This is a genomic window from Variovorax stachyos (assembly GCF_051400855.1).
Taxonomy (GTDB): Bacteria; Pseudomonadota; Gammaproteobacteria; order Burkholderiales; family Burkholderiaceae_C; genus Variovorax.
In genome coordinates this window covers 66,594-89,486 of sequence record NZ_JBLFFN010000022.1, presented here as the reverse complement: position 1 = coordinate 89,486, position 22,893 = coordinate 66,594, and the positions used below count along the sequence as shown (strand labels likewise).

The following is a 22,893-nucleotide window of genomic DNA, read 5'->3' as shown; positions in this document are numbered from 1 at the left end:
CGCCTATGTAGTCGTCAAGGCACTCCGGCAGCAGAGTGACCTGCTGACGGTCCTCGCCTTCGATGAATCGCTTCATGTGGCTGCCCTTCAGTAGCGTTGCCACAATCTAGGCGAGCACCTTCACCTATTCAACCAGTTTTCACACGGCCTCGGCCGTTCAGCAACTTTGACGAAGGTCAGCTTCTCTTCATGCTGAAGGACCGTACCGGGCCCATTCCAGCCGGCCAGCGGACATCATGATTGCCGGAAAGCGGTCGTCGCAGTGCCAGTCAACCTGCGACCAGGTCGTGCGGCCTGGCAACCCGAAAATTCAATCTATGGTGAGAAACCCGCCCGAATTCCAAAGTGTGGTGAACAGCGGGTTCAAGGTAGCGTGCGGAACCGGCGCCTAACACCTTGATGCGCAAATGGTCGGCGGAACCATCATGGGCGCCGATCGACACTTGGAATTTTTTGCAGCTTAGTTGGAACTCCCGGCCCATGCCGGGAGGCGGCGGCCGGCGACCGCAGCGCCGCCTGGCCGCCGATCTCGCGCGCCCCTCGGGGCGCCTTGGCCCGCCAGCGTAACGTGGGATCGGCCGAGGGCGGCGCCAAACCCGCTGAGGGGAAGGTGAGGAGTTTTCTGCACAACATTGCGGCAGACAGATTCTGGGGGCGCATCGTCGCAGAGAGCGCACCCGATGGGCGGCGAACTTTGGAAGGTGGCGCGCCCGTATATACCTTCTCAGTTTGAGCGAAGGCTTCTGACGCACACTCTCGGCGGCTGCAGCCCCTGTAGCCGATTTTTCAATGTGCGAAGGCCTTGGGCAGTCTACGCTGGCAACATCTCAAACCCTGTATGAAGTGCTCTGTACCCCAACCCTTCATTGTTGAACTGCTTCCTCACGATCCTCGATGGAAGGATTTGGCTGCCACCGAGATCACGGCCTTGGAGACTGCCGCAGGCTCTTGCCTGCGTGCTGTTCACCATATCGGATCGACAGCTATCGCGGGCATTCGGGCCAAGCCGATCCTTGATCTGATGCCTGAGGTCGAGAGTCTGGCTGTATTGGATCAACTCCAAGACGAACTCGAAGCGATCGGGTACGAGTGGTGGGGCGCGCTCGGCCTGCCGGGTCGGCGATATTGCACCAAGACCGATCCGATCACCGGCCGCCGGAGCGTCCAGCTTCACTGCTACGAGACAGGCTCTGCGGAAATCACGAGGCATCTCGCCTTCCGCGACTACCTGCGGGAGCATCCTGCCATTGCGGCTGAGTACGATCGGGAAAAGGCCCATTGCCAGAAGCAGCATCCTGCCAATTCGCATGCATATGGCGATTGCAAGGATGCCTGGATCAAACGGACGGAAGCACGGGCACTGCGCTACTTTGCTTGAAGTCTTCTTCGACCTGAAAGGCTCACTGGAGACATGCCCGCTTGAGCGTCTGCTTTCGGGACAGGCCTACGTCCCTTTCGGGCCATACCGCCTGTACGCCGCGTTCCAGAGCTGCCCTTCGTACAGACCACCGGGATGTTCAAGTCTCCGTACATCGGGCTGCAGAGCCCGGTGTTCGATCAGAACGTCCAGTTCAGGTTGACCTTGAACCCATGGTCCTTCAACCCGTCGCCGAACTGGCCTGAATAGGACGCTCCCAGCGTCAGGTTCGGCCGCAGGTGCGTCTCCACGCCCGCTTCGAGCACCGCCACGTTCTTCGCCAGCGGCACGCCCGCAAGCGTGAAGGGCAGGCTGCTGCCGCGCCGTGACCGCCATGGCGGTGTTGCGAGCTTTGCCCACAGGAAACGTGGTCGTGATCAAAGCCAACGCGTTCGGCGCAGCCAGCGCCGCGCCCAGGCCCTGCAGGGCGCGTGAAGCAACCAGCATCTCAACGTTGATGCCCATTCCTCCGCCGAGCGAAGCGAGGGTGAACACGACAAGGCCGATGCGCAGCACGCCGCGCTTGCCGAAGAGGTCGCCCACCCGACCTCCGAAAAGGAGCAGGCCGCCGAACACGAGCACGTAGGCGTTGATGATCCACGGCAGCATGGGGGACGAAACGCCGAACTCCCGCTGGATGCTCGGCAGCGCGATATTCGCGATCGTGTCATCCAGCACGAACATCAACTGGGCCGCCGCGAGGACGAGCAAGGGAAGGGCCAGACCCTTGCTGTTCATGGGCTGGGGCCAAATGAGCGCTGAAGACATGTGAACTCCGATTGATCTCGTTGGGTCAATCTTCAACCTCCCCATGCCGTCAATGTCAAGGAAGATCATTTTGGGCTTGCCCGGCGCCGCTTGCATGCGCGCGGGCCGAGCGAGTGTCGGCTTCTGCACCCGCAGATCCTTGGCCGCCGGCAGTCGTGAGGCGGCCTCACCGGGCTTCGCCTTTGGCCATTTCCGCGGCGAAACGAATCTTGGGGCCACGCTTCAGCCGTCCCGAACGGTGGGCTGGAAACCAACGGTGAATGGAGACGCGATAGGGCTGCCGCCGCACTTGGCTCGCCTACTAGAGTTTCAGCATCAACACGACGCACAGCATCAAAATCGCCAGCCACAATGTTTCCGCAAGGATCAACGCCATGGTGCCCCAACCCGCCCGCGCGAGCTGCTGGAACGACGTCTTCACGCCGAGTGCAGCGATCGCGACGACGAGGCAGCCGCGTGATGCGCTGTCAAGCCCACTTCGAACTCCGGGAGTGAACAGTCCAACGGAGTTGGCCAGCACCATGCCCATGAACACCCAAAGAAACCAGGGGACGAGCGACTGACGAGGGAAGGAGCGTTCGCGTCGGGCAGTTCCGTCGCTTCGGGGTCGCCTGAAGGCCGCCGATATTGCGATCACCACGACGGTGAGCATCGCGACACGAAAGAGCTTCACCACGGTAGCGACATCGCCTGTGGGCTGTCCGAGCGTATACCCAGCTCCTACGACTTGTGCGACGTCGTGAATCGTTGCACCAAGAAAGAGTCCCGCAAGCCGCGGCGACAGTTCGAGCCATTTCGCAATCAGCGGATACAGAACCATCGCCACGGTCGAGAGCAGTGTCACGCTCACGACCACCATCAGGGTGAATCGCTCACTGATCTTGTCGCGAGGTAACACCGCCGAAATGGCGAGTGCCGCAGAAGCTCCGCAGATTCCCACAGCCCCCCCGGACAGAATACCCTGCGTCCGGGTAAGCCCGAAGAAGCGGCATGTGAGCAAGCCGAACAGCAAAGTGGTGACCACGGCGGTCACTACGCTCAATACAACACTCCAGCCAAGAGCCTGGATTTGGTCGACGGTGATGCGGGCGCCGAGCAGCGCAACGCCAAGTCGCAAGACAGAGCGTGCGCAGAACTCGATCCCTGGCCGAGTTCTCGGCTCCTGGCTCAGGTAGTGAAACGCCACGCCCATGAAGAGGGCGTACAGAAACTGAGGCCCACCGTGTACTGAGGATACGAACGTGGCAGCGAGAGCTATTACCGTCGCCAAAGCAGCGCCCGGCGCAAGGAGGAAGGCCCGCTCTGTGTAAACCGCCAGTAAGGGTCTCATGGGCTGGTCGCCCTACATCACCAATCAGAAAGTTAGGTGCAGTCTGCGGTGTCGAAGTCCGCCGGCGACGCAACTTCCAGCACCTCAAGGTCTTCAGAGTGCTCCAGTTCAGCATGTGGATCCGGCGCCTGAAAAATGACGTCTCCCGCCTGCAACTCGAAGGTGCCCTGCTCCTTGTAGTGGAACTTGAGCCATCCCTTCAGGACGTAGAGCAAGCGGAAATCCGCATAGTGCACGTGCCACCCGGCAGATATCGGCAAGCCGTCGCGAGGTCGAATCACCCTCGCGACAAATCTCCCGTCGGTTGCTTCCGTTACCCCGAGGTCCCTGTACTCGAAATAGGTCCGGAGTCCCTGCGATTCGAACTTAGCCTCCTTCAGGCGCGAGATGATCGTCTCAGTCAATGCCTTGCCTTGTCCCTGCAAGCGCTTTGCCGAGCCCTGCGGTTGGCTCTCGCGTACTTGCTCGAACCACCGCAGCAGCAGGTCCGCTACGAGTTGCGGTCGATCGATATTTGGTGAATGCCGCCCAGAGATCTTCTCCACCTTGGCGTCGGGAAGGACCTTCTGGATGTGCGATGGCCAGCCCGGCTGGCAGCTTGGGTCGTCGGCGGGTTCGACGACCAGCAGCGGCACGGTGCAACCCGCGAGCGAGTTTGGATAAGCATCGGCCTGAGCCGAGGGTCCGCTTTGCTCCCACGAAGCCTGCAACCGCGCAGCGGACAGTGCTGCGTAGTGTCCCGGTACCAGCGACCTCGCGTGTCTTTCCTTCACGTAGGCTTCGTGGTCGAAACCTTCATGAGCGGGATCGGCGATCATCGCAACGAGCCGGGTTATGGCTTCCACGGAGCCGTCGAACTCGGCGAGCTTGGCCATGGCTTCGGGAACTCTCCAGGGTCCACCAGTGCCCGCGATACTGCAGGCGCTTGCCATAGGCCACTGGTAAGGCCTCATGGCCAGCGCGCGCATCAGCAGGGTGCCGCCAAAGGACGTACCGACGAAGTGAGCCCGATGCAGGGAAATCGCTGCGCAGAAGTCACTCACGTGCTTCATACGGAACGCTACCGGAGAACGGTCAAAGAAGTAGGCCTTGTCGGTTCCTCCGAAACCAAGCAAGTCCGGAATCAGCACGCGGTAGCCAGCTTGCACCAGCAGCGGGGCGACGCCGCCCCAGGAAGTCTCGGCACATGCGCCGAAGCCGCCATCGTGAAGAAGCACGACGGGCACGCCATCGGCTGTGCCTGCTTCGAGGTACCGGGTCTTGAAGCCGCCGGCAACAATGTACTTCTCAATCAGTTGAGTATTGCTCATGGGTTTGGTCTCGTAGTGAAATGGACTGGAGGGTGCCCAGCAAGTGCGGCAGCATGCGCCGCACCTGATTGGCGATGAAAGGAATTGCGACCGGGTCGCCGAATGCGCCGGCGGTTGGGGGCCCGATGACGCGCAGCGTGGGACTCGCTGCGCCGGTGGCGTCGAGAGCCTCGCATTGCTCACTCACGTCAAACCCGATCCCCGTAGGGTGCAGTCGCAGCAGACCGCTTTCTAAGAGGTTGTGCAACAGCGGATTGGACCTCCATGCGGACCCGGAATCCAGGCCGGTGCAGTTGACGACGAAATCGAAGTCGTGCCACCCTGCCACAGGAGCGGCTCCGTTGGAGAGTTCTACCCTTACAGCGTCAGCGCCGCTTTCCACGGTCCGTAGTGTTGCCGTGCTGTAGCGGACCCTGCCTTTGCGTTCGGCGTCTGCAACCAAAGCTTCGTTCATCGGTGGCGTGCGGAAGCGATGAACGTCGTAGAACACGCGAAGACGCCGGAGGAAGCGCTCCTTTTCTCGCGTGGGGAGCTTTGGCCACAGCTTCCAGACCACGTCGCGTACAGGATCGAACACCTGGTACCAGTTCTGTCCCTGAGATGCCTTTCGAGCGATCTCCTCTCGCAAAGCCGCACTCCACGCGGAAACTCGGGCGGGTGCAGCCGAGATGAACCCGGGAACTTCGCTCGACAACTCCGGCGGCTTTGGCGTTGTGTGCAGCGTCTCAGGCGACTGGGGTCGCGGCCTCAAGCCGCGTCGCGAAACCACGAGGATGCCGCCGCCATGATCGCGCCGAACCAGTGTCGAGATGATGTCGAGTGCCGTCAAGCCGCTGCCCACTACCAGCACGCGCGATGCCGGCGGGATGCGGTCGAGGCAATTCGGCTCCAATGGATTCGCAATAATCCGCGCATCCGATCGGTGTTCCGGCCGGAAAGGCGGCCGCAGCGAAGGGACCGGATTGCCTGTGGCAATCACCAGCATCTCGCCAGCGATGTCACCATGTGTATTTGTGCTGACCCGGTAGAGTCCATCGATACGTTGCACGGACTTCGCGGTATCACGGACGTGGCGAATGGATGAGCCAGTACGGGCGTTGTTTGCATGAGCTTGAATTTGCGCGCTCAGATATTCGCCGAGGTCCGATCGCCGCAGGAACACTTGCCCATTCGCGGTCAGACTGCCACCGTCGCGTTGCAGGACGCCTGTCGCCTCGCACCATTGCCTGAGCTCAAGCGGACGCTGCGGGTCAATCCAGTGAATGTCGAGCGGAGCATTAAGCCGGTAATCGGGGTCGGTCGCCGAGTACGCGAGACCCCGCCCCGCATGCTCTCGAGGCTCGATGATGGTGATGTCCACCCGCTCCCGAGAGGAGCGGACAAGTTGAACGGCGAACGACGCAGCACTGACACCGCCGCCTACCACAACAATTTTTGCGGGAGCTGACAAGCTCAGCCCCTATTCCTCAGCCTTGAAGCCGGAGGCCGCGATGACAGTCTTCCAGCGGTCGTACTCGGTGCCCGTGAAAGCGCGGAGCTCCGTGGGATTCATTCTCTCCGGGCTCACCAGCAGCGCAGCAAATCTGCCCTTAACTTTCTCAACCGCCCCGGCAAGCTCCTCGTGCAGTTTCTGCACCCGCGCGTCAGGTACCGTCGACGGCACAAAGACGCCGTAGACTTCCTTCGCGACAAGGCTATCCATCTTGTACTCAACCACTGTCGGCACATCGGGGAGAAGCGTCGAGCGCTTGCTGCCTGTGATAGCCAGCACCCTGAGCTTCCCGGACTGCTGGTAGGGCAGCGCGTTCGACACCGGGTCGATGATGGCCGGAATATGTCCGCCCAGGACGTCCTGGATCAGCGGAGCCCCGCCCTTGTACGGAACCACGGTGAAGGGCACGTCGGTCGCTTTGGCGAGCAGGGTGCCAATGAAGTGAGCGGTGGAACCCGCGGCGGGGATGCCATACTTTGCCCTCGATGCATCCTCGCGGCACCACTGGATGTACTCCGGGAGTGTTCGAACCGTTGCTGGCACGGCAGGTCCCACCGTGAGTGCGTAATCGAACGACGCCACTGCCGAAACCGGCTTGAAGTCCGCCAGCGCGTCATAGCCGGGCTTGCTGTAAACATGGGGATAGATGCTCATCACGAACCCAGGCGTAAGCAGGATCGTGTTGCCATCGTCGGCTCGCTTCACGAACTCCGCCGCAATCCGCCCGCCCGCGCCCACCTTGTTCTCCACGATCACGCCAGCCGGATAAGAGGGCCTGAGCTCCTCGCCAAGGGCCCGAGCAATGTTGTCTGTCAGCACGCCGGCCGGGAAACCAACGACGATGCGAAGCGGCCGAGCCGCTTGGGCGTTGACGGTCGATCCGAACGCGACGCAGGTGATGCCTGCGCTCGCGCCGGCAAGCAGGGTTCGGCGAGTGATCATGCGGTTCTCCGTGAGAGGCGGTTGCCGACCGGGAACCGGCGGGCTGCAGCAAGTCTACTGTACCGAACGTTCGGGTATATAGTGGTTTGTACCGAACGTTCGGGTGCCATAATGAGGGTAATAGACCGGAGGCAAATCGATATGAAAGAAGCAAGGGAAAGACGAAGCCGCGAGGACGTCGTGCTGCAACTGCGTGACGTCTTTCGTCGCTTCGGCTACGAAGGGGCGACGCTGTCCCGGATTTCCGATGTAACAGGTTTGGGGCGGGCGAGCCTGTACCACCACTTTCCCAACGGGAAGGACGAGATGATCAAGGCCGTGCTGGAGAAGACGGAGGAGACCTTCGACCGGGAGATCCTCGGCAGATTGCGTGCCGAACTCTCCCCCGAGGAACGCATTCGCAACGTGCTGGATCACTTCTGGACACACTACAGCGGCGGGAGCACGACGTGCTTTCTCGCGTTACTGGCCTTGACCTCCAACGAGGGTGACTTGGGTGCGGGCATCCAGCGGGTATTCAGAAAGTGGGTCACCGGTTTTGCGGACGTCATCCGCGAAGCCGGAGTGCCTTCTGACATCGCAGATGTTCGCGCCGAAGACGCCGTTCTGCGGATCCAGGGTGCGCTAGTTTTGGCCACCGCAATCAATGATCCCGCGCCCTTCCAACGCGTGATGCTGATGCTGAACGACTCTCTACTGGCTAATGACGCCGGCGCAAACTAGGAGCCGACTCGCAGGGCGGCGACGGCTGGATCGCGTCGGACGGTACGCATTTAGCGGGACGCCTTCGGTCATGGCCCGCATGTGTGGACGCCTTCGGCAGTAGTTCGCTATCTGCCGAGCCGGACCCCGGGGCATGAAGCGGGCGACGTGGGTGGCGACAGATGGACAGATAACGCATGTTTGTAGGATGAATTTGGGCGCTGCTGACGAGGTCGACTTCCCCTTGGTGCGACAAGCCCGTTCAGTAGTTGGACCCGCAGTCCTGCGAGCACCCCGGAATGTGGCAGAGGGCGGAGACGCCCCGAAGCACCCTTACTAGATTTCGATGACGAGGACTGCCTGCGGGGCCCCTGAACTGCCAGGAGGTTCTCATGCAAGTGCTTTACACGCGCTGCGCGGGCTAAAGCTTCGTCGCCAAGCGGTTGGATTCACTCCAAGCGTCAGACGGAAGTGATGACGCAATGAAACGGCGGAGCCGAAGCCTGCGATCCCGGCGATCCGCTCCACCGACTGGTCCGTTTGTTCCAGCAGTCGTTGCGAAAGAGCAAGTCGCTCCATCAGCAGCCACGACTGGACGGTCGTCCCTGTGAGCGCCTTGAAGTGGCGGGTGAAGCTCCGGCGGCTCATGCTTGCCTCGGACGCAAGGCTGTCCAAGCTGTGCGGCTGTTCAAGCCGCGCGCGCACGGAGTCGATCAACTGGGCCAGGCGGGTTCCCCCCGCAGTGCTCGGTAGTGGCTGCTCAATGAACTGCGCCTGCCCCCCTTCACGGTGCGGCTGCACCACCAGGCGCCTGGCGAGTCGATTCGCGAGTTCCGCTCCCAGGCGACGACGAACGAGGTGCAAGCAAGCATCGATCCCAGCGGCCGTGCCGGCGGAGGTCAGCACGTTGCCGTCCTCTACGTACAGGACGTTAGGATCGATGTCGACCGTGGGGAAGCGAGAGCCCATCGCGCTCGCGTATTCCCAATGTGTGGTGGCCCGGCGCCCGTCGAGGAGCCCGGCTTCCGCGAGCACATGGGCGCCGAAGCACAGCCCGATGATCTGGACTCCGCGGGCATGCGCATCGCGCAGCGCATTGAGCAGGCGCTCGGGTGGCCGCTCGTTTGTGTCTCTCCAACTGGGCACCACGATGACATCGGCCTTCTTCAATGCGCTCAACGGCGCCAAGTCGGACAGCGTGAAACCCGCAGTGGTCATCAACGGCGCGGGCTCCGCTGCGCAAACCAGCACCTCGAAAGGCGAATCCGCCCCCAAGGCGTCTCCGAACACGATACAAGGAACGGACAGGTGGAAAGGACTGATTCCATCGAACGCGACGATGGCAACGAGTGTTTTCGATAAGTTTGTCGACACGCCGTCTGAAACCATGAAGTTGGCCCGATCTTATCGATCTTGGAGTTCCAGGCCATCGTCAGGGGCAAGGCCGGCGGGAACAATCTCCTTCATCGATTCGCAAAGGAGCAACATGAGCAAGCCAGCACTCGTCGTCATCGACGTGCAGAACGACTACTTCGAAGGCGGGGCGTTTCCCCTGTGGAATGCCGAACAGGCGCTCGCGGCCACCGAGAAGGCCATCCAGGCGGCACGTGCGAAGGACATGCCGATCGTCTTCGTCCAGCACGTGGCGAGCGGCCCATCGCCGTTCTTCAACTCGGATACCGAAGGCGTGAAGATCCACGAGCGTGTGCGCGCCGCCGTCGGCGGATCCCCGGTGGTCACCAAGCAGCATGCCGACGCCTTCGAAGGCACCACGCTGCACGAAACGCTGAAGGGTCTGGGCACCGACGAGCTGGTTGTCTGCGGAATGATGACGCAGAACTGCGTGACGCACACGGCGATTTCCCGTCGCGCCGACGAATACAAGAAGGTGACTGTGTTGACCGACGCAAGCACCACCACCACCGAGATGCTGCACCTCATCGCCCTTGCTGGACTCGCCCCGCGCGTGAACCTCGCGACGGTGGATCAGGCGTTCGCCTGACAACTGCCGCCGGCGGAGCTCTCGTCGCTGCTCCCCGGCACCTCACTCGTGCGCTGTTGCCCCCCTCACGCTCATGGGACGCTCGCGATTCTTAGATGCGGAGTGGACTGGCACCTAGGCGGAGGCGGTGAAAAATTGCGGTGTCGAAGTTTCTAGACGCCTCGTCGATGAGCGCCGTGCAGCGGAGGCCCTCCGCCGCTGCGTTCTCAGCCGTCGCTCCCAAGCGAGCCAATTGGCGCCACGCCGTGGGCCGGCGAACCGAGTTCGACTATCTCAAGGTCGATGTCTGCTAGCAACTGCAAAGCCGACGTTCACGGCGCGGGGTTGAAGGTCGCTGATGGGCCCATTGCGGCTAGAAGCAGACGACCGTGCGCCGCCGTCCGGGCTATGCATTTGCACTGTCCCGTTCACACCTGAAGGCCAACTTCTCGCGGCAGAAAATCAGAGCTCAACACAAAAATGAAGGTCGGGCGGCCGGAAAAAACCTGTACCACCGGTCTCTTCCTCCAGGATTTCGAGCTTCGCGGTTTGCAAGAGCAAGAGCAGCTCGGCTTCATGATGTCGCAGTTCGATCTCAGAGCTGGGGGTCTATGGTCGAGGCTTTCCTGATCCGCAAAGCCGACGACACGCTTTTGGGGAAGAGTGATCCGCTCTACGTGGTCATCGAATGAGAGTGAAGGAGCGCGGCCGATTTTGAGAGGCTTTGCCGCATCGCGCGCAAGAATTCGATGAATGGGCGAAGTCGTTGGGCACTTCTCCGAATTGGCTGAGAGAGGCGATAAGGGGGTGGGTATAACGCCAGATTCGCGCTTGTCTCATGCGATTTCTCCCTTGCGTCGCACGGCGACAGCATCGATCTCGATGAGATAGCCGCAATGCAGCGCCGGCACCGGAAGCACGGCGCGTGCGGGCAGGGCCTCTCCCATGACTTCGGCGTAGACCTTGTTCCTGCGATCGGTCGTTGCGACCAAGCTACTCTTTTGCTTCCACCCATCCAGTTTGCGTCGGCAAGCGACATTTGTAACGAGCGTACCAAGCTGGGATTCGAGTGAAGTCCATGGCCGTCGAGCGCCTTAACAACGATTGACACCTTCTGACGTGCACCCCATGCCGCACACATCGATGATGGCGTCAGAAGCATCGGACCAAGCCATCTCATGACCTTTTCGCGCGAGCAGATTCCGGATTCACTGCAGAACCTCTTACCCCCGCCGGTCGCAACCTACGTTGCCGCCACCAACGCTTTCGATGCCGACGCATTGGTCGCCTGCTTTGCGCCCGGGGCGTTGGTCAACGACCAGTTGCGCGACTTCTGGGGAGTGGATGCGATCCGGACGTGGGCCGAGTGCGAAATCGTTGGCACCAAGATGGCCATGCAGGTCGTGAAAGTTGTCGAGCACTTCGGCGAAGTCATCCTCACCGCCAACGTAGACGGCGAATTTGACAAGACGGGGCTGCCAGGCGTCCTGACCTTGACCTTCCATTTTTCGGTGTACGCTGACAGGATCGTCCGTCTGATCATCCTCAACAACCGGGCGCCCGATTCACCGCCGGAGATCCGAACGCTTCGAAGCGCGGTCGCCGCCGGCGGGCCGCCGGACGCTGCGCCGCAGAAGTGACCGCCGGTCTCGGCGATGGCTTTTCGACGCTCTTGAGCGCATCTTTCTGATCGTGGGAGAAGCGAGAATGTGGCTCGATTGCACAGATGAAGCCGACGCGATGACGAACCCGAAAACGGACCAAGCCGACCGCGCCGATCAAGAAGACTGGGTTGCCGCGTTCGGTCCCTTTCGCTTGTCCGCAGCCGAGCGACTTCTCGACAAAGATGGCGTCCCGGTCCGTCTCGGAGGACGCGCGCTCAGTCTGCTCATCACGCTTGTGGCCGCGGCCGGGCAGGTCATCGACAAACGAAAGCTCATGAGGCTGGCCTGGCCCGACGTCGTGGTCGAGGAGGGCAGCCTGCGAGTCCACATGGTCGCTGTCCGCAAGGCCTTGAATGACGATAGACAGGGCGGCAGGTATGTGGCGAACGTCGCTGGGCAGGGCTATTGTTTTGTTGCGCCGGTCACCTACGTTCCACGGAGCGCATCGGCCGTGCAAGCGCCTGCGCAACCTAACCCGGCCGCTGGTCTGCCGGCATTGACCGCACGTGTGGTGGGCCGCGATGAAACCCTGCGCGCGATCGAGGCGGAACTGCTGCAAAAGCGGTTTGTGACCGTGGTCGGTGCCGGAGGCATCGGCAAGACGACGGTCGCCGTCTCCGTGGCGCACGCGATGGCCGGGGCCTTCGACGACGGCGCGTGCTTCGTCGACTTGTGCGCGGTGAACGATGCTGCTCTGGTCGCCGGGACGCTCGCGGCCATGCTGGGTCTCGATGGTCACCCTGGAGAGGCTCCCTCGGGCCTGGTGAGCTTCATGCGCGACAAGCACATGCTGCTTGTCCTGGACAGCTGCGAACACCTGATCGGTGCCGTAGCGGCGCTGGCCGACCGGATCTTCAAGGAAGCCCCCGGGGTACACATCCTGGCGACCAGCCGCGAATCCCTGCGTGTCGAGGGCGAGCAGGTTCACCTGCTACAGCCGCTCGCGTGCCCGCCAGCCGATGATTCGATCAGGGCGGAAGAAGCGCTGGCCTATCCGGCCGTGCAACTCTTCGTGCAACGTGCGGGGGTGAGCGCTGCGCGTTTCAGCCTCGGCGATGCCGACGCACCCGTTGTGGCGAGGATCTGCCGAGAACTCGACGGAATCGCGCTCGCCATCGAACTGGCGGCCGGGCGCCTGGGCGCTTACGGTGTCGACGGAATCGCTGCCTTGCTCAACAAGAGCATTGCAGTACTGTGGCACGGTCGCCGCACGGCCGTTCCGCGCCACCAGACGATGAGTGCCACTCTCGAGTGGAGCTACAACCTGCTGACGGAGAGCGAGCGCGCGGTGCTGCGCAGGCTCTCGGCCTTCGTCGGAAACTTTTCGCTCGAAGCGGCGCAGTTCGTGGCCAGCGAGCCAGGCATGGACGATGCGGAGGTCGTCGAGGCGGTCGCGAACCTGGTGGCGAAGTCGTTGCTGACCAATGAGGCGCGCGGCAAAGGCATGTGCTATCGGCTGCTGGACAGCACACGGGTCTATGCCTTGCAAAGGCTGATCGGCAGCGGCGAGTCGGCCGCGGTGGCATCGCGGCATGCATCCTGGTTCCGCTGGGCGCTGGAGCGCCGCGCATCGCCGATCTTCGCCAGCGAAGCAGAACGGACGCCTCTCCAACCGGCCGAGTTGCTCGGCAACGTGCGCGCCGCACTGGATTGGAGCCTTTCCGATGGCGGCGACATGGAACTGGGCACCGCACTGGCAGCCGCGGCGGCTCCGCTCTTGCTCGAGATGTCGCTGCTGAGCGAATGCCGTGGCTGGATGGAGAAGGCCATTGCTTCGCTGCCCGAGGCCGCACGAGGCGCGCGTCGAGAGATGGAGTTGCAGGCTTCGCTTGGGCAAGCGCTCATGTTTACCCGCGGCAACGGCGAGGAGGTAAGACGTGCGTTCTCGCGTGGCCTGGAGATTGCCAGGGACCTCACGGATTGCGCCTACCAGTTGAGGATGCTCGCGGGCCTCGGCACGTGCCTGCTTCGGATGGGCGATTTCAGGGGGGCGCTCGAGGCCGCGCGAAGCGCCGATGAGGTCGCGAGCGCGATGCGCGACCCCGTGGCATCTGGAACCGTTGATTCGATGCTGGGCGTGACACTGGATCTGACCGGACAGATTGCGGACGCCGAGGCACGCTGGGAAGCCGTCTTGAAAGGCACCAGCGAAGGGCAGCGCGTCCGCATGGCGCGCCTGGGGTTCGATCACCGCGTCCATGCGCTGTGCGGCCAGGCGCGATGCCACTGGCTTCGCGGCCAATGCGACCAGGCGGCTGTCCTGGCGCAACAGGCGATCGAGGAGGCCGAGTTGCTCGATCATCCCGTGACCCTGTGCATCGCGCTGATCTGGGCCGGGTCGGTGTTTCTCTGGCGGGGCGATTGGACGCGCGAGGAAAGAGTCATCGAGCAACTGCATGCGCACGCCACGAAGCACTCGCTGTCGCCCTATGCGGCGGTCGCCATGGGGCTGCGAGGCGAGGTCGCGGTCCGGTGCGCGAGGCCCCAGTCAGGCGTCGAGTTGCTGACCGCGAGCCTGGGGGTCGTGCATATTGATCGCTATGAAATGCGCACCGGCGTGTTCATGGGTGCGTTGGCCGAAGGCCTGACCGAACTGGGCAGGCACGCCGAAGCCCTGGCAACTATCCAAGAGGCGCTCGGGCTCATCGAGCGTTATGGCGGCTACTCGAACCTGCCGGAGGCGTTGCGCGTGAAAGGCGAGATATTGACGAACACCCCGGGCGCCGACTTGCAATCGGCAGAGCAGTGCTTTCTTGATGCGATTCACTGCGCACGCCAGCAAGGTGCCTTGTCCTGGGAGCTGCGCTCGTCAAACAGTCTCGCGAAGCTTTTGCTTCGGCGAGGTCAGGTCGAGTCTGCAAGACGAGTTCTCGCGCCCATCCACGGCCGCTTTGCCGAAGGTCACGGCACGATCGATCTTGTCACGGCGCGCGATCTTCTGGTGGCGCTGGGCTCGCCTCCGTCTTCCTGATGCGCCGAGCCCGGCGCGCAGGAACTTGGGTCGCGGGGGCCAGTTCCTTGAGCAAGCGCCCGGCCGCCTGCAGATCCTGGGTCTCAAAGCCGTCGGTGAACAATCGATGAACTGCGAAGAGGATCTTGTGGGCCTCGTCACGGCGGCCTTGGCTCGCGAGATGGCGCGCGAGCGACATGGCCGTTCGCAATTCCAGGCTCAGGGCGTGTTGGCGGCGGGCGCAGTCGAGAGAGCGCATCAGTGCCTCTTCGACGAGCGATGCATCGTGGGTGGGCAGGCGCATCAAGGCCTCGGCCCGCAATCGCAGCAACTCCGCGAATTCCGTTCCCTCGGCGCCGCCTTCGATCTCGGCGATGGCGCCGTCGACGACGGAAAGAGCGTCGGCTGGCTGTCCCTGCTTGATGAGGCCACCCGCGAGCGCACTCGCGGCCCGCATGAAGAAGAGCAGCTGCCGTTGACCTCGCATGCTCTGCAAACTGGCGCGCAACATCGCTATGCCACGCGCCGTCTCTCCAATGTTCAGCAGCAGTTCGCCTTCGAGGGCCTGGCCGGTCGAATGGAACGAAGGCAACGCAGGCCAGTTGGTGTGCTGCGAAAGTTGTGCGAACGAACGCTGCGCCGACGCCCAGTCACCGCACCAGAGGAACACCGACGTGGGGTAGAGCAGGGAAAAGCACACGTCCAGCGGCCTGCCGAAGGCCTCTGCCTCGCTGATCGCCTCTCGTGCGACTTCCATCGCACGACCCGGACGTCCGCTGAGCCATAGCACGCGCGAGAAGGTCACAAGGGCCCGCACGCGGTAGTCGAGCCCGAAAAGCTGCAGGTTGCGTGGACCGATGCGCCCGAAACCTTCCTCGAAATACTGACGCGCCGCGTGTTGATCGCCGATGAAATGCGCCGACGATCCACGCAGCCAATCGGACATGACCTTGTACGAGGCGTCGTCCGAGGTGCCGGCGATCGCATCGAGCGCTTCCGCCACGTCCCGGGCGCCAAAGAAATCCCCGATGCGCAGCAGATAGATGTGCATGCCCACCATCCAGCGCAACCGGGGCGCGGCATACCCCAGGTGGTTGGCGATCTCCAGGCCGCGGGTGATGGCGCTGCCCAGTTCGCTTCCATTGGCGAGCGTCCACATCGCCGCGATCGCGAGCGTCTCTTGCAAGACCATTTCCTTGCGGGTCAAACGGTCCGCATCGTCCAGCATCGACAGGGCCGTCGTGCTCCACCGGTGGGCCTCGGTGAACAGAAGCAGCTGCATCAAGACCGGCCCTGCCGCGGCCGCGAGGTCGACACCCAGTGCGGCATGGCGGGGCGCATTCGCCGGCTCGCCGAAACACCAGTCGAGCGCCGCGCGCACATTGCCCAGGTGCTCGGCGAGGGCGAGGGCATGATCGTCGCGGTGAGGGTCGATGCCGCCACCGAACGCGGCTTCGAAGAGTCCGGTGAAATACGTGGCATGGCGCTCGGAGGTCGCGTCCAGTTCGCCGCTTTCGTCGAGCTTCTTCAATGCGTAGGCACGGGTGATCCCCAACAGCCGATAGCGCACGGTGCGGTCGTCGCCCGTTGCGGCCGACACCACCGATTTCGCCACGAGCTCCCCGAGATCGATGACAACCCGATCGTTGTCGATGGTGCTTGCGCGCGCGACCGCCTGTGCGGCTTCAAGCGTGAAGGTGCCGACAAAGACGGACAGTCGCCGCAGCACCGCTTGCTCACTGTCGGAAAGAAGATCGTGGCTCCAGTCGAGCGTGGCGTGCAGCGTTTGGTGTCGCTGCGGCGCGGTGCGTCTTCCGGGCCATTCGAGGCCGAAGCGGCCGTTCAGAAGGGCGTCGATGCCGTCGATGCCATAGGCCCCGACACGGCCCGCAGCGAATTCGATCGCGAGCGCGATGCCGTCGAGCCGGCCGCAGATGCTGGCCACAATCGGCGCGTCCGCGTCACTCAGCTCGAATCGGGAACCTGTGGCCGCGACGGTTTCGGTAAAGAGCTTGACGGCCGGGAAGGCCTGGGTCGCGACGGCATCGAGGCGGACGTCAGGCGGCGGGTATTCGAGCGGGGGCAGCACATAGGTGCACTCGCCGCCGACCCGCAGGTCTTCGCGACTGGTCGCGAGGATGTATACCTCTGGCGCTTCGCGGAAGATTTCCTCGGACAGCGCCGCCGCAGCGCCTATCACGTGCTCGCAGTTGTCGAGAACCAGGAGCATTCGCGAACGTCGCAGCGATTCGCGCAGTTGCGGCAGTGCATTCTCGGCCTGGATCGTGAGCCCGAGCGTCGATGCAACAGTGGAGGCGACATGCGCGGGATTCGAGAGGGTGCCCAGGTCCACGAAGCACACCGCGCCGGCGAACGATTCGTGCATGGCGTGCGCGGCAGCCACGGCAACAGTGGTCTTGCCCATCCCTCCGGGACCGACGATCGTGAGGAATCGATGCGCAAAAAGGTCGTGCGTGATGGTGCGGATCGCCTCGTCGCGCCCGACCATGCGGGTGAGCAGCGGCGGCAGCGCACGCATCCTGAAGGCGGATCCCTCGCGGGCGCTGGTGCGAACGGGCGAGGGTGTGCGAAGGACGGGCGCGACGAAGCAATATCCTTGACCTGCGACATTCGCGATGTAGCGGGCGCCGCCTTCGCCATCCTCCAGCGCCTTGCGCAGGCCGGCGATGTGCGTGCGCAGGCTGCCAGGGCCTACCTCCAGGTTGCGCCACACGCGCGCGATCAGCTCCCTGTGGCCGACGATCTCGCTGGCGTGCTCGACGAGCACGATCAGGATGTCAAGCGCACGGCTGCTGAGCGAAAACGGGGCACCGTTTTTCTCGATGCGACGCGCGGCAGGATCGAGACGGAATGGCCCGAAGGAGGCGATCGCGGCACGCGATGCTGCAGCGTTCGAAGACAACGGTTCGGGCATTCTCCCGGCGGCGCTGGCAAGCGATGTGACGATGGCAATCTCCGTGAATTCAGGAACGCAACACTGCGTCCCGTACGTACCTCTTGATGGCAGGGCCTTCTCATGATCGAAGGCTCGACCAGCGTAATTTTTCCGATCGATTCTGATCGGGTCGAGTGAATCCAGCTTAGGGGGAGCGCCAAGGGGCGCTCAGGAGGCAAACGAGCGGCAGCTTTCGGATGAACTGTACAGCCGCTTCGGAACCCAAAGCGGTCCGAGGGCTACCCTGCAAAGGATGTTCGGTTTGTCCCCGGCCTGTGCGGTGGCAAGCAACTAACGGACCAGGGCGATCGCTAACTCTCCGATCGGGGCGTGCTCGAGTTCTATTTTCTTGCCACTCGAGGGAGACACAAGAATCGGTGTCTTGCCGGCCATCACGACGCTGCCCTCCGGCCGAAGTTGGGCCACGGCTGCGGGGCTGGCCAGCTGCTGCGTGTAGAAAACGAGGTAACGCGCAGTCGGTGGGATGCGAATCCCTCCGAACATGTGCGCATTTGGACCAAGCCGTCCGCAGCGAGTTGCTCGTGGCGGAATTCCGATACCGCGGTGCAGCAGACCTTTTTTTGTCTGCGCAGCGCCCCGGATGCGAGCACGCACAAGGTCTAGGGCCGCGCTATTTCCCGCCCGAGCCGGTCCAGGCCTTCTTGCGTTCCACGGATGCGCTCGGCTCGAGCTTCATGGCCTTCCCGGTAAGTGAGCTGCTCCTTGTAGACCATGCGGGTGCCGCGCTTGTGGGCAAAGAACTCGACGGTCACGAGCGAAACCGACAGGCGGCGTGCATCGAGCTGGATGTCGTAGGCGAAGACGATGCGCCGTGCAGGCTCGATGTCGAAGAACACCTTCTCGATCTGCTGGATGCGTCCGTCGGGATAGGCGACCCGATGCGTTTCTTGCCCGAACGGCCGGTAGTCCAGGCGATATTCAGTGGTGTGCTCGGCGTGGCAGTCGGACCAGCGGCGTTTTGCCTGCGGGTCGGACCAGGCGTGGAATACCGCCTCGGGCGCGGCGTCGAACTCGCGTTCGATGACGAAGTCGGTTTGCGTGCTGGGGACGTGCTTCATGAGGTGGTCTTGCCTTTCTGCTCGGCCAGGTAGGCGCCGAGCTGGTCGAACTGCGCGTTGAGCAGCGTCTTGCGCTTCGCGACCCATGCTTCCATGGCATCGAGCGCCTTGGGCTCGGCGGTGTAGGTGCGCACGCGGCCGCTCTTGCGGGAGGCAACGAACCCGCCTTCCACCAGCACGGCCAGGTGCTTGACGGCCGAAGGCAGCGCAATGCCAAGCGATTCGGCCAGTTCGGACACCGAGGCCGGTCCGCGGCTCAGGCGATCGAGCATGCCGCGGCGGTACGCGTCGGCCAGCGCAAAGAACATGCGGTCGAGGCGGGCGGGATCGGCGATCGCTCGCATCTCAGGCGCTCGCCGGATCGAAGAAGCGCCGGGGCAGGCCGGCGCGCCCGGGATAGAACTTGAAGCAGGGGCGCGCCTGGTCAATGGTGGCCGCCACCGAGGGATGGTCCATCAACCGCTCGAAGTAGGCGGCCAGGTGATCGTGCTGCGGTGGCAGCGGCACGTAGGTCACGGCATAGAACAAGGCTGGCGCCGCCGCGCAGTCGGCCATGCTGAACGCACCGCCGGCAACCCCAGGTCCGCCCTTCGAGGTGACGATCGATGAAAGCGTAGGCCGATGACAAGCCTTCTCGCGCCTTGGCCGTCCCGCGTGCGTCGTGCTCACCTTCCGGCCGCAGAAGGTCGGCGGTCAGCGCCTGCATCGGCGTCATCACGTGCAGGTCGAAAAGCCGGTCCCACAAGCGCACTTCGAGCGCGGCGTCCGGATCCTCCGGGATGAGCGCGCAGCCCGGGCGTGCATAGTGTCGCTGGAGATACTCGATGATGATGCTCGATTCGGGCACGGACCGGAGCCGGTCCACCAGCAGCGGCATCTTGCCCGTGGGCCACAGCGCGAGGTGCGACGCCCGCTCTTCGGGATCTCCCAGGTCGAGCAGCCGCTTCTCCACCTCGATGCCCAACACATCGATCGCGATCAGCACCTTGTGGCAGTAGGACGAGAGCGGGTGGTAGTGCAGCGTGAGGGCATTCATGTGGCGATAAATACTTTCCAATATTGGAAAGTATAGATGCGACGGCTTGCCGCATCAAGTGCAGCTTTCGGCGTGCCGTGCGAAGTCGCGTGCGGAAGGCGGGGAGTGCCCCCGCAGCGTTTCGCAAGCTCAACTTGCGCGACGGTCTGCGCGCACCAGCTCGAGCACCGCGTCCGCAAACGCACTCGGCGCCTCTTGCGGCAGGTTGTGTCCCGCCCCCGGTATCACGCGGTGTGTGCGTGGCCCTGTGAACTTCGCCGCCTGGGCCGAACCGTCGGTAGGTCCGTGGGCACCATCGTCGGCGCCATCCAGTGTCACCGTCCGCACCTGTATCGCGGGCAGCGACGCCAGCCTGCGATCGATCTCGGCATAGGCCGGGTCTCCTTTGACCGCTCCGAATCGATGGCGGAACGAATGTATCGAGACATCGACGTGGTCGGGGTTGTCGAACGATGCGGCCGTACGTGCAAAGGTCGCGCCGTCGAAGCGCCAGGTCGGCGACCATTGCTTCCAGAAAAGCTGGTTGAACTCGCGGCGGTACCTTCCGTAGCCGGCCCGTCCTCTCTCGGTCTGGAAGTAGAACTGCCACCAGAGCGGAATTTCGCTTTCGGGCTTCGCCGGAACCAACGCCGCGGACGGATCGGAGAACGCATAGCCGTTGCCCGATACCAACCCCGCGCAGCGCTCGGGCCAGAGGGCGGCGACCGCACTGGCCGCCTTGCCGCCCCAGTCATATCCCGCCAGCACTGCCCGCGGCAATGCCAATGCGTCGAGCAGCGCCAGCAGATCCGCGCAGAACGCCGCAAATTCGCCCGAACGCAGCGTGCCTGCGTTCAGAAAGCGCGTGGGGCCGAAGCCGCGCAGATAGGGGATGATCACCCGGCAACTCGCGGACGCCAGGATCGGGGCGACTTCTGCGTACGCCTCGATGTCATATGGGAACCCGTGCAACAGCACCACCGCGGGGCCATCTGCCGGACCTGTTTCGTAGTACGCGATGTTCAAGACGCCGGCATTCACGCGCTTCAAGTGCGCGTGTGCAAGGGCGGGTGATTCGACGCCCCTGGCGGACGCCACCATGCCGCCCAGTGCCAGGTTCAGTCCGGCGAGGCCCGCGCCCGCCACGACGCCGCGCAGCAGTCCGCGGCGCTGGATGTCCATGCGATCGCTCATGCCGATTCCGCCTCGCCACCGTCGAGGCGAAACGCGAGCGCGCGTCCGATCTCCTGGCATGCGCCTGTCACTGGGGTCTCCGAATCCGTCATCTGAATCTTTCCGTCGTCGAGTCGTACATGAAGTAGATGGCCTGGATCCGCGACATCCGGGGTGTTTGTGCCGGGATCCTGAAAGCCGCGTCGATCGTAGGCTCGGCAACTGCCATCCACCAGCCACACGCAGGGCCGCATCATGTTGCGCGGCGAGCACCAATCGTCTCGAATGCGCGCGAAGCCGACGATCGCGACCGCAGGTCATCACGCTCGCAAACGGCGTTCGTCACGTCGCTCGCGGCACATGAGCAGGATGCCTCGCTGGATCGCGACACGGGCCTGCCGGCGTCGCAGCCTTTCGATTTTCCCGAGCAGGGACCGGCCGCACCGTTCTGGGCAAAACGCCTCACCTGTTGCTTCACGACCTCCGATGGAATCAGGCAGCGCTACAGCGTGCTCCTACCGAAGGCATCGGTTATGGATCACGCTGAGCGCGACCCTTGTTTTCTCGTTCGCGATGGCGGCGATCTGCCTGCATCTGGTGGACGTACCGCTCAAGAGATGGCGCCAGAAGGCAGCGCCGGAGGCTGGCAGCGTTGCATGAGCCATGCGGCATTGATGCCGAACCGGAACCAGCGCGCGTCCTTGTGCGGACCTACCGAAGCGCTGGCGCCCAACCTACGATGAACCCCATCGAGCTCCCATCGCAAGGAACGGCGCAATGAACGCAGTTGTTGCACCTCCGTCCAATGGCTGACCCTTGCGCTGATGCTCTTGTCGCAGCCCAGCCAAAGGAACTTCTCATGCCTTCATCCCGCAACCCGGAAATCATTGCCTTCATCGACCTGCTCGCCGAAACCGGAAGCCACTATCGAATGGACGAAATGGAGGCGCTCTACACCGAGGACCTCGGCTTCCTGGTACTGACGCCCCAAGGAGAGGTTGCCCGCTTCTCGAAGTCCGAAATGATGGCCGAATTCAGAAGCCGCCGTGACACTGGCGAAAAGCCGCTGTCGACGGAAAAGCGCATCCTGCACATCGAGGAGCAGGGCGATGAAGCGACTGCCATTCTCTTTCGGCGCATGAGCCAGAACGCCGACCCGGCGCTCTATGAACTGCGGCTTCGGCGAACGGACGGCAAGTGGCTGGTCGCCGGCGAAACCGTGCTGCCGTGGCCCGACCTGGCCAACGCAAAGGGATTCCTCCCTCCGCGCACGGTGGCTTGGGCCTGACGGCCAGGCGCCGCCTTTCAGGCCAGCGCCATGCCGCCGTCGACCTTCAGGTTGACGCCCGTGACGAACACGCTGTCGTCGCTCGCCAGGAACAGCGCCGCTTGCGCCAGCTCATTCGGCCGGCCCAGGCGACCGAGCGGGATCGCGGCCGCCATGCTCTTGTCGAACTCGGGCCGTGCGGATTCCGTGATGCCCAGCTTTGCCAGGATCGGTGTGTCGACCGGTCCGGGGCTCAGCACATTGACCCGGATGCGGCGGTCCTTGAGTTCGAGTGCCCAGTTGCGCGCGAAGGCCTCGATGGCGGCCTTGCTGCCTGCGTAGACCGCGTGGTTGTCCATCACCTTGCCGCCGGCGATCGAACTCGTGAGGATGATCGAGCCGCCATCGCGCATGAACGCCAGCGCCTTGGTGACGCCGAAGAACACAGCGCGCGTGTTGGTGGCGAACTGCGCGTCGTAGTTGTCCACGGTGACGGCAGAGGACGGCTCGAGAATGGCCGTTCCCGCATTCGCCACATAGATGTCGATCGCGCCGAACCGCGCTTTCACCGCAGCGAGCAGGCGGTCGTGCATCGCCAGGTCGGCCACGTCGCCAACGAAGCCCATCGCGTCCGGACCGATGCTCGCCAACGCCGTATCCACGGCGCCCTGGCGGCGTCCCACGATGACGACACGAGCGCCTTCCGCCGCGAAAGACTGGGCGCAGGCCAGGCCGATGCCGCTGTTGCCGCCGGTGATCACGGCCACTTTGCCGGAGAGTTTCTGCATGGTGCTTTTCCTTGTTCAACGAAGAGAGAAGTCTTCAATCTAGGTTGTCCACTGGCACT

General features: G+C 63.3%; 20 protein-coding genes and 1 pseudogene. 7 read left to right on the top strand and 14 right to left on the bottom strand.

Going from position 1 to position 22,893, the window contains the following annotated elements; translation table 11 throughout:
- Positions 1–838: 838 nt before the first annotated feature.
- Positions 839–1,378, top strand: a complete 540-nt coding sequence (locus tag ACMGEZ_RS26405; protein ID WP_436825240.1) for a GrpB family protein — start codon at positions 839–841, stop codon at positions 1,376–1,378.
- Between the two features lie 66 nt (positions 1,379–1,444).
- On the opposite strand, the gene ACMGEZ_RS26400 is transcribed toward ACMGEZ_RS26405, so the two are convergent.
- The 5 genes from ACMGEZ_RS26400 to ACMGEZ_RS26380 all read right to left on the bottom strand — a co-directional run bounded on the left by ACMGEZ_RS26400 (position 1,445) and on the right by ACMGEZ_RS26380 (position 7,259).
- Positions 1,445–2,155: an MFS transporter gene (locus ACMGEZ_RS26400; protein WP_436825239.1), complete on the bottom strand. Its 711-nt coding sequence runs from the start codon at positions 2,153–2,155 to the stop codon at positions 1,445–1,447.
- 331 nt (positions 2,156–2,486) lie between these two features.
- Positions 2,487–3,515: a YeiH family protein gene (locus tag ACMGEZ_RS26395; protein WP_436825238.1), complete on the bottom strand. Its 1,029-nt coding sequence runs from the start codon at positions 3,513–3,515 to the stop codon at positions 2,487–2,489.
- 32 nt (positions 3,516–3,547) lie between these two features.
- On the bottom strand, positions 3,548–4,825 hold the full coding sequence (locus ACMGEZ_RS26390) for an alpha/beta fold hydrolase (RefSeq protein ID WP_436825237.1): 1,278 nt from the start codon (positions 4,823–4,825) through the stop codon (positions 3,548–3,550).
- Positions 4,803–6,251 carry an FAD/NAD(P)-binding protein gene (locus ACMGEZ_RS26385; RefSeq protein WP_436825244.1) on the bottom strand — a complete coding sequence of 483 codons (1,449 nt, stop codon included), beginning with the start codon at positions 6,249–6,251 and terminating at the stop codon, positions 4,803–4,805. The genes ACMGEZ_RS26390 and ACMGEZ_RS26385 overlap by 23 nt, the downstream gene beginning before the upstream one ends.
- A 33-nt stretch (positions 6,252–6,284) precedes the next feature.
- Positions 6,285–7,259: a tripartite tricarboxylate transporter substrate-binding protein gene (locus ACMGEZ_RS26380; protein ID WP_436825236.1), complete on the bottom strand. Its 975-nt coding sequence runs from the start codon at positions 7,257–7,259 to the stop codon at positions 6,285–6,287.
- 141 nt (positions 7,260–7,400) lie between these two features.
- On the opposite strand from ACMGEZ_RS26380, the gene ACMGEZ_RS26375 reads away from it, so the two are divergent.
- Positions 7,401–7,982: a TetR/AcrR family transcriptional regulator gene (locus tag ACMGEZ_RS26375; RefSeq protein ID WP_436825235.1), complete on the top strand. Its 582-nt coding sequence runs from the start codon at positions 7,401–7,403 to the stop codon at positions 7,980–7,982.
- Positions 7,983–8,351: 369 nt separating this feature from the next.
- Here the strand turns inward: ACMGEZ_RS26375 and ACMGEZ_RS26370 are convergent, their stop codons facing one another.
- Positions 8,352–9,350, bottom strand: coding sequence for a helix-turn-helix domain-containing protein (locus ACMGEZ_RS26370; RefSeq protein WP_436825234.1), 999 nt, complete (start codon positions 9,348–9,350; stop codon positions 8,352–8,354).
- A 97-nt stretch (positions 9,351–9,447) separates the two neighbouring features.
- Here ACMGEZ_RS26370 and ACMGEZ_RS26365 point away from each other — a divergent pair, with 97 nt between their 5' ends.
- Positions 9,448–9,963 (top strand): cysteine hydrolase family protein, encoded by a 516-nt coding sequence (locus ACMGEZ_RS26365; protein WP_436825233.1) that lies wholly within the window; start codon positions 9,448–9,450, stop codon positions 9,961–9,963.
- Positions 9,964–10,778: 815 nt separating this feature from the next.
- On the opposite strand, the gene ACMGEZ_RS26360 is transcribed toward ACMGEZ_RS26365, so the two are convergent.
- Positions 10,779–10,934, bottom strand: a complete 156-nt coding sequence (locus tag ACMGEZ_RS26360) for a hypothetical protein (RefSeq protein WP_436825232.1) — start codon at positions 10,932–10,934, stop codon at positions 10,779–10,781.
- A 186-nt stretch (positions 10,935–11,120) separates the two neighbouring features.
- On the opposite strand from ACMGEZ_RS26360, the gene ACMGEZ_RS26355 reads away from it, so the two are divergent.
- Entirely contained in the window at positions 11,121–11,582 is a 462-nt protein-coding gene (locus ACMGEZ_RS26355) for a nuclear transport factor 2 family protein (RefSeq protein WP_436825231.1), read from the top strand.
- Between the two features lie 100 nt (positions 11,583–11,682).
- Positions 11,683–14,577, top strand: coding sequence for an ATP-binding protein (locus ACMGEZ_RS26350; RefSeq protein WP_436825230.1), 2,895 nt, complete (start codon positions 11,683–11,685; stop codon positions 14,575–14,577).
- On the opposite strand, the gene ACMGEZ_RS26345 is transcribed toward ACMGEZ_RS26350, so the two are convergent.
- The 6 genes and pseudogenes from ACMGEZ_RS26345 to ACMGEZ_RS26320 form a co-directional block, all read right to left on the bottom strand.
- Positions 14,528–17,491 (bottom strand): ATP-binding protein, encoded by a 2,964-nt coding sequence (locus ACMGEZ_RS26345; RefSeq protein WP_436825229.1) that lies wholly within the window; start codon positions 17,489–17,491, stop codon positions 14,528–14,530. The genes ACMGEZ_RS26350 and ACMGEZ_RS26345 overlap by 50 nt on opposite strands.
- A gap of 641 nt (positions 17,492–18,132) precedes the next feature.
- Positions 18,133–18,591, bottom strand: coding sequence for an SRPBCC domain-containing protein (locus ACMGEZ_RS26340; protein ID WP_436825228.1), 459 nt, complete (start codon positions 18,589–18,591; stop codon positions 18,133–18,135).
- Positions 18,588–18,935 (bottom strand): ArsR/SmtB family transcription factor, encoded by a 348-nt coding sequence (locus ACMGEZ_RS26335; RefSeq protein WP_436825227.1) that lies wholly within the window; start codon positions 18,933–18,935, stop codon positions 18,588–18,590. The genes ACMGEZ_RS26340 and ACMGEZ_RS26335 overlap by 4 nt, the downstream gene beginning before the upstream one ends.
- 1 nt (position 18,936) lies before the next feature.
- Positions 18,937–19,146 (bottom strand): glutathione S-transferase family protein, encoded by a 210-nt coding sequence (locus ACMGEZ_RS26330; RefSeq protein ID WP_436825226.1) that lies wholly within the window; start codon positions 19,144–19,146, stop codon positions 18,937–18,939.
- A 298-nt stretch (positions 19,147–19,444) separates the two neighbouring features.
- Positions 19,445–19,627: pseudogene (locus ACMGEZ_RS26325) on the bottom strand (glutathione S-transferase family protein); the annotation flags it as partial.
- A 129-nt stretch (positions 19,628–19,756) separates the two neighbouring features.
- Positions 19,757–20,800 carry an alpha/beta fold hydrolase gene (locus tag ACMGEZ_RS26320; RefSeq protein ID WP_436825225.1) on the bottom strand — a complete coding sequence of 348 codons (1,044 nt, stop codon included), beginning with the start codon at positions 20,798–20,800 and terminating at the stop codon, positions 19,757–19,759.
- Positions 20,801–20,928: 128 nt separating this feature from the next.
- Between ACMGEZ_RS26320 and ACMGEZ_RS26315 the strand changes: the two genes are divergently transcribed.
- On the top strand, positions 20,929–21,522 hold the full coding sequence (locus ACMGEZ_RS26315) for a hypothetical protein (protein ID WP_436825224.1): 594 nt from the start codon (positions 20,929–20,931) through the stop codon (positions 21,520–21,522).
- Between the two features lie 116 nt (positions 21,523–21,638).
- Positions 21,639–22,067: a hypothetical protein gene (locus tag ACMGEZ_RS26310; RefSeq protein ID WP_436825223.1), complete on the top strand. Its 429-nt coding sequence runs from the start codon at positions 21,639–21,641 to the stop codon at positions 22,065–22,067.
- Positions 22,068–22,084: 17 nt separating this feature from the next.
- On the opposite strand, the gene ACMGEZ_RS26305 is transcribed toward ACMGEZ_RS26310, so the two are convergent.
- Positions 22,085–22,834: an SDR family NAD(P)-dependent oxidoreductase gene (locus ACMGEZ_RS26305; RefSeq protein WP_436825222.1), complete on the bottom strand. Its 750-nt coding sequence runs from the start codon at positions 22,832–22,834 to the stop codon at positions 22,085–22,087.
- Between the last annotated feature and the right edge of the window lie 59 nt (positions 22,835–22,893).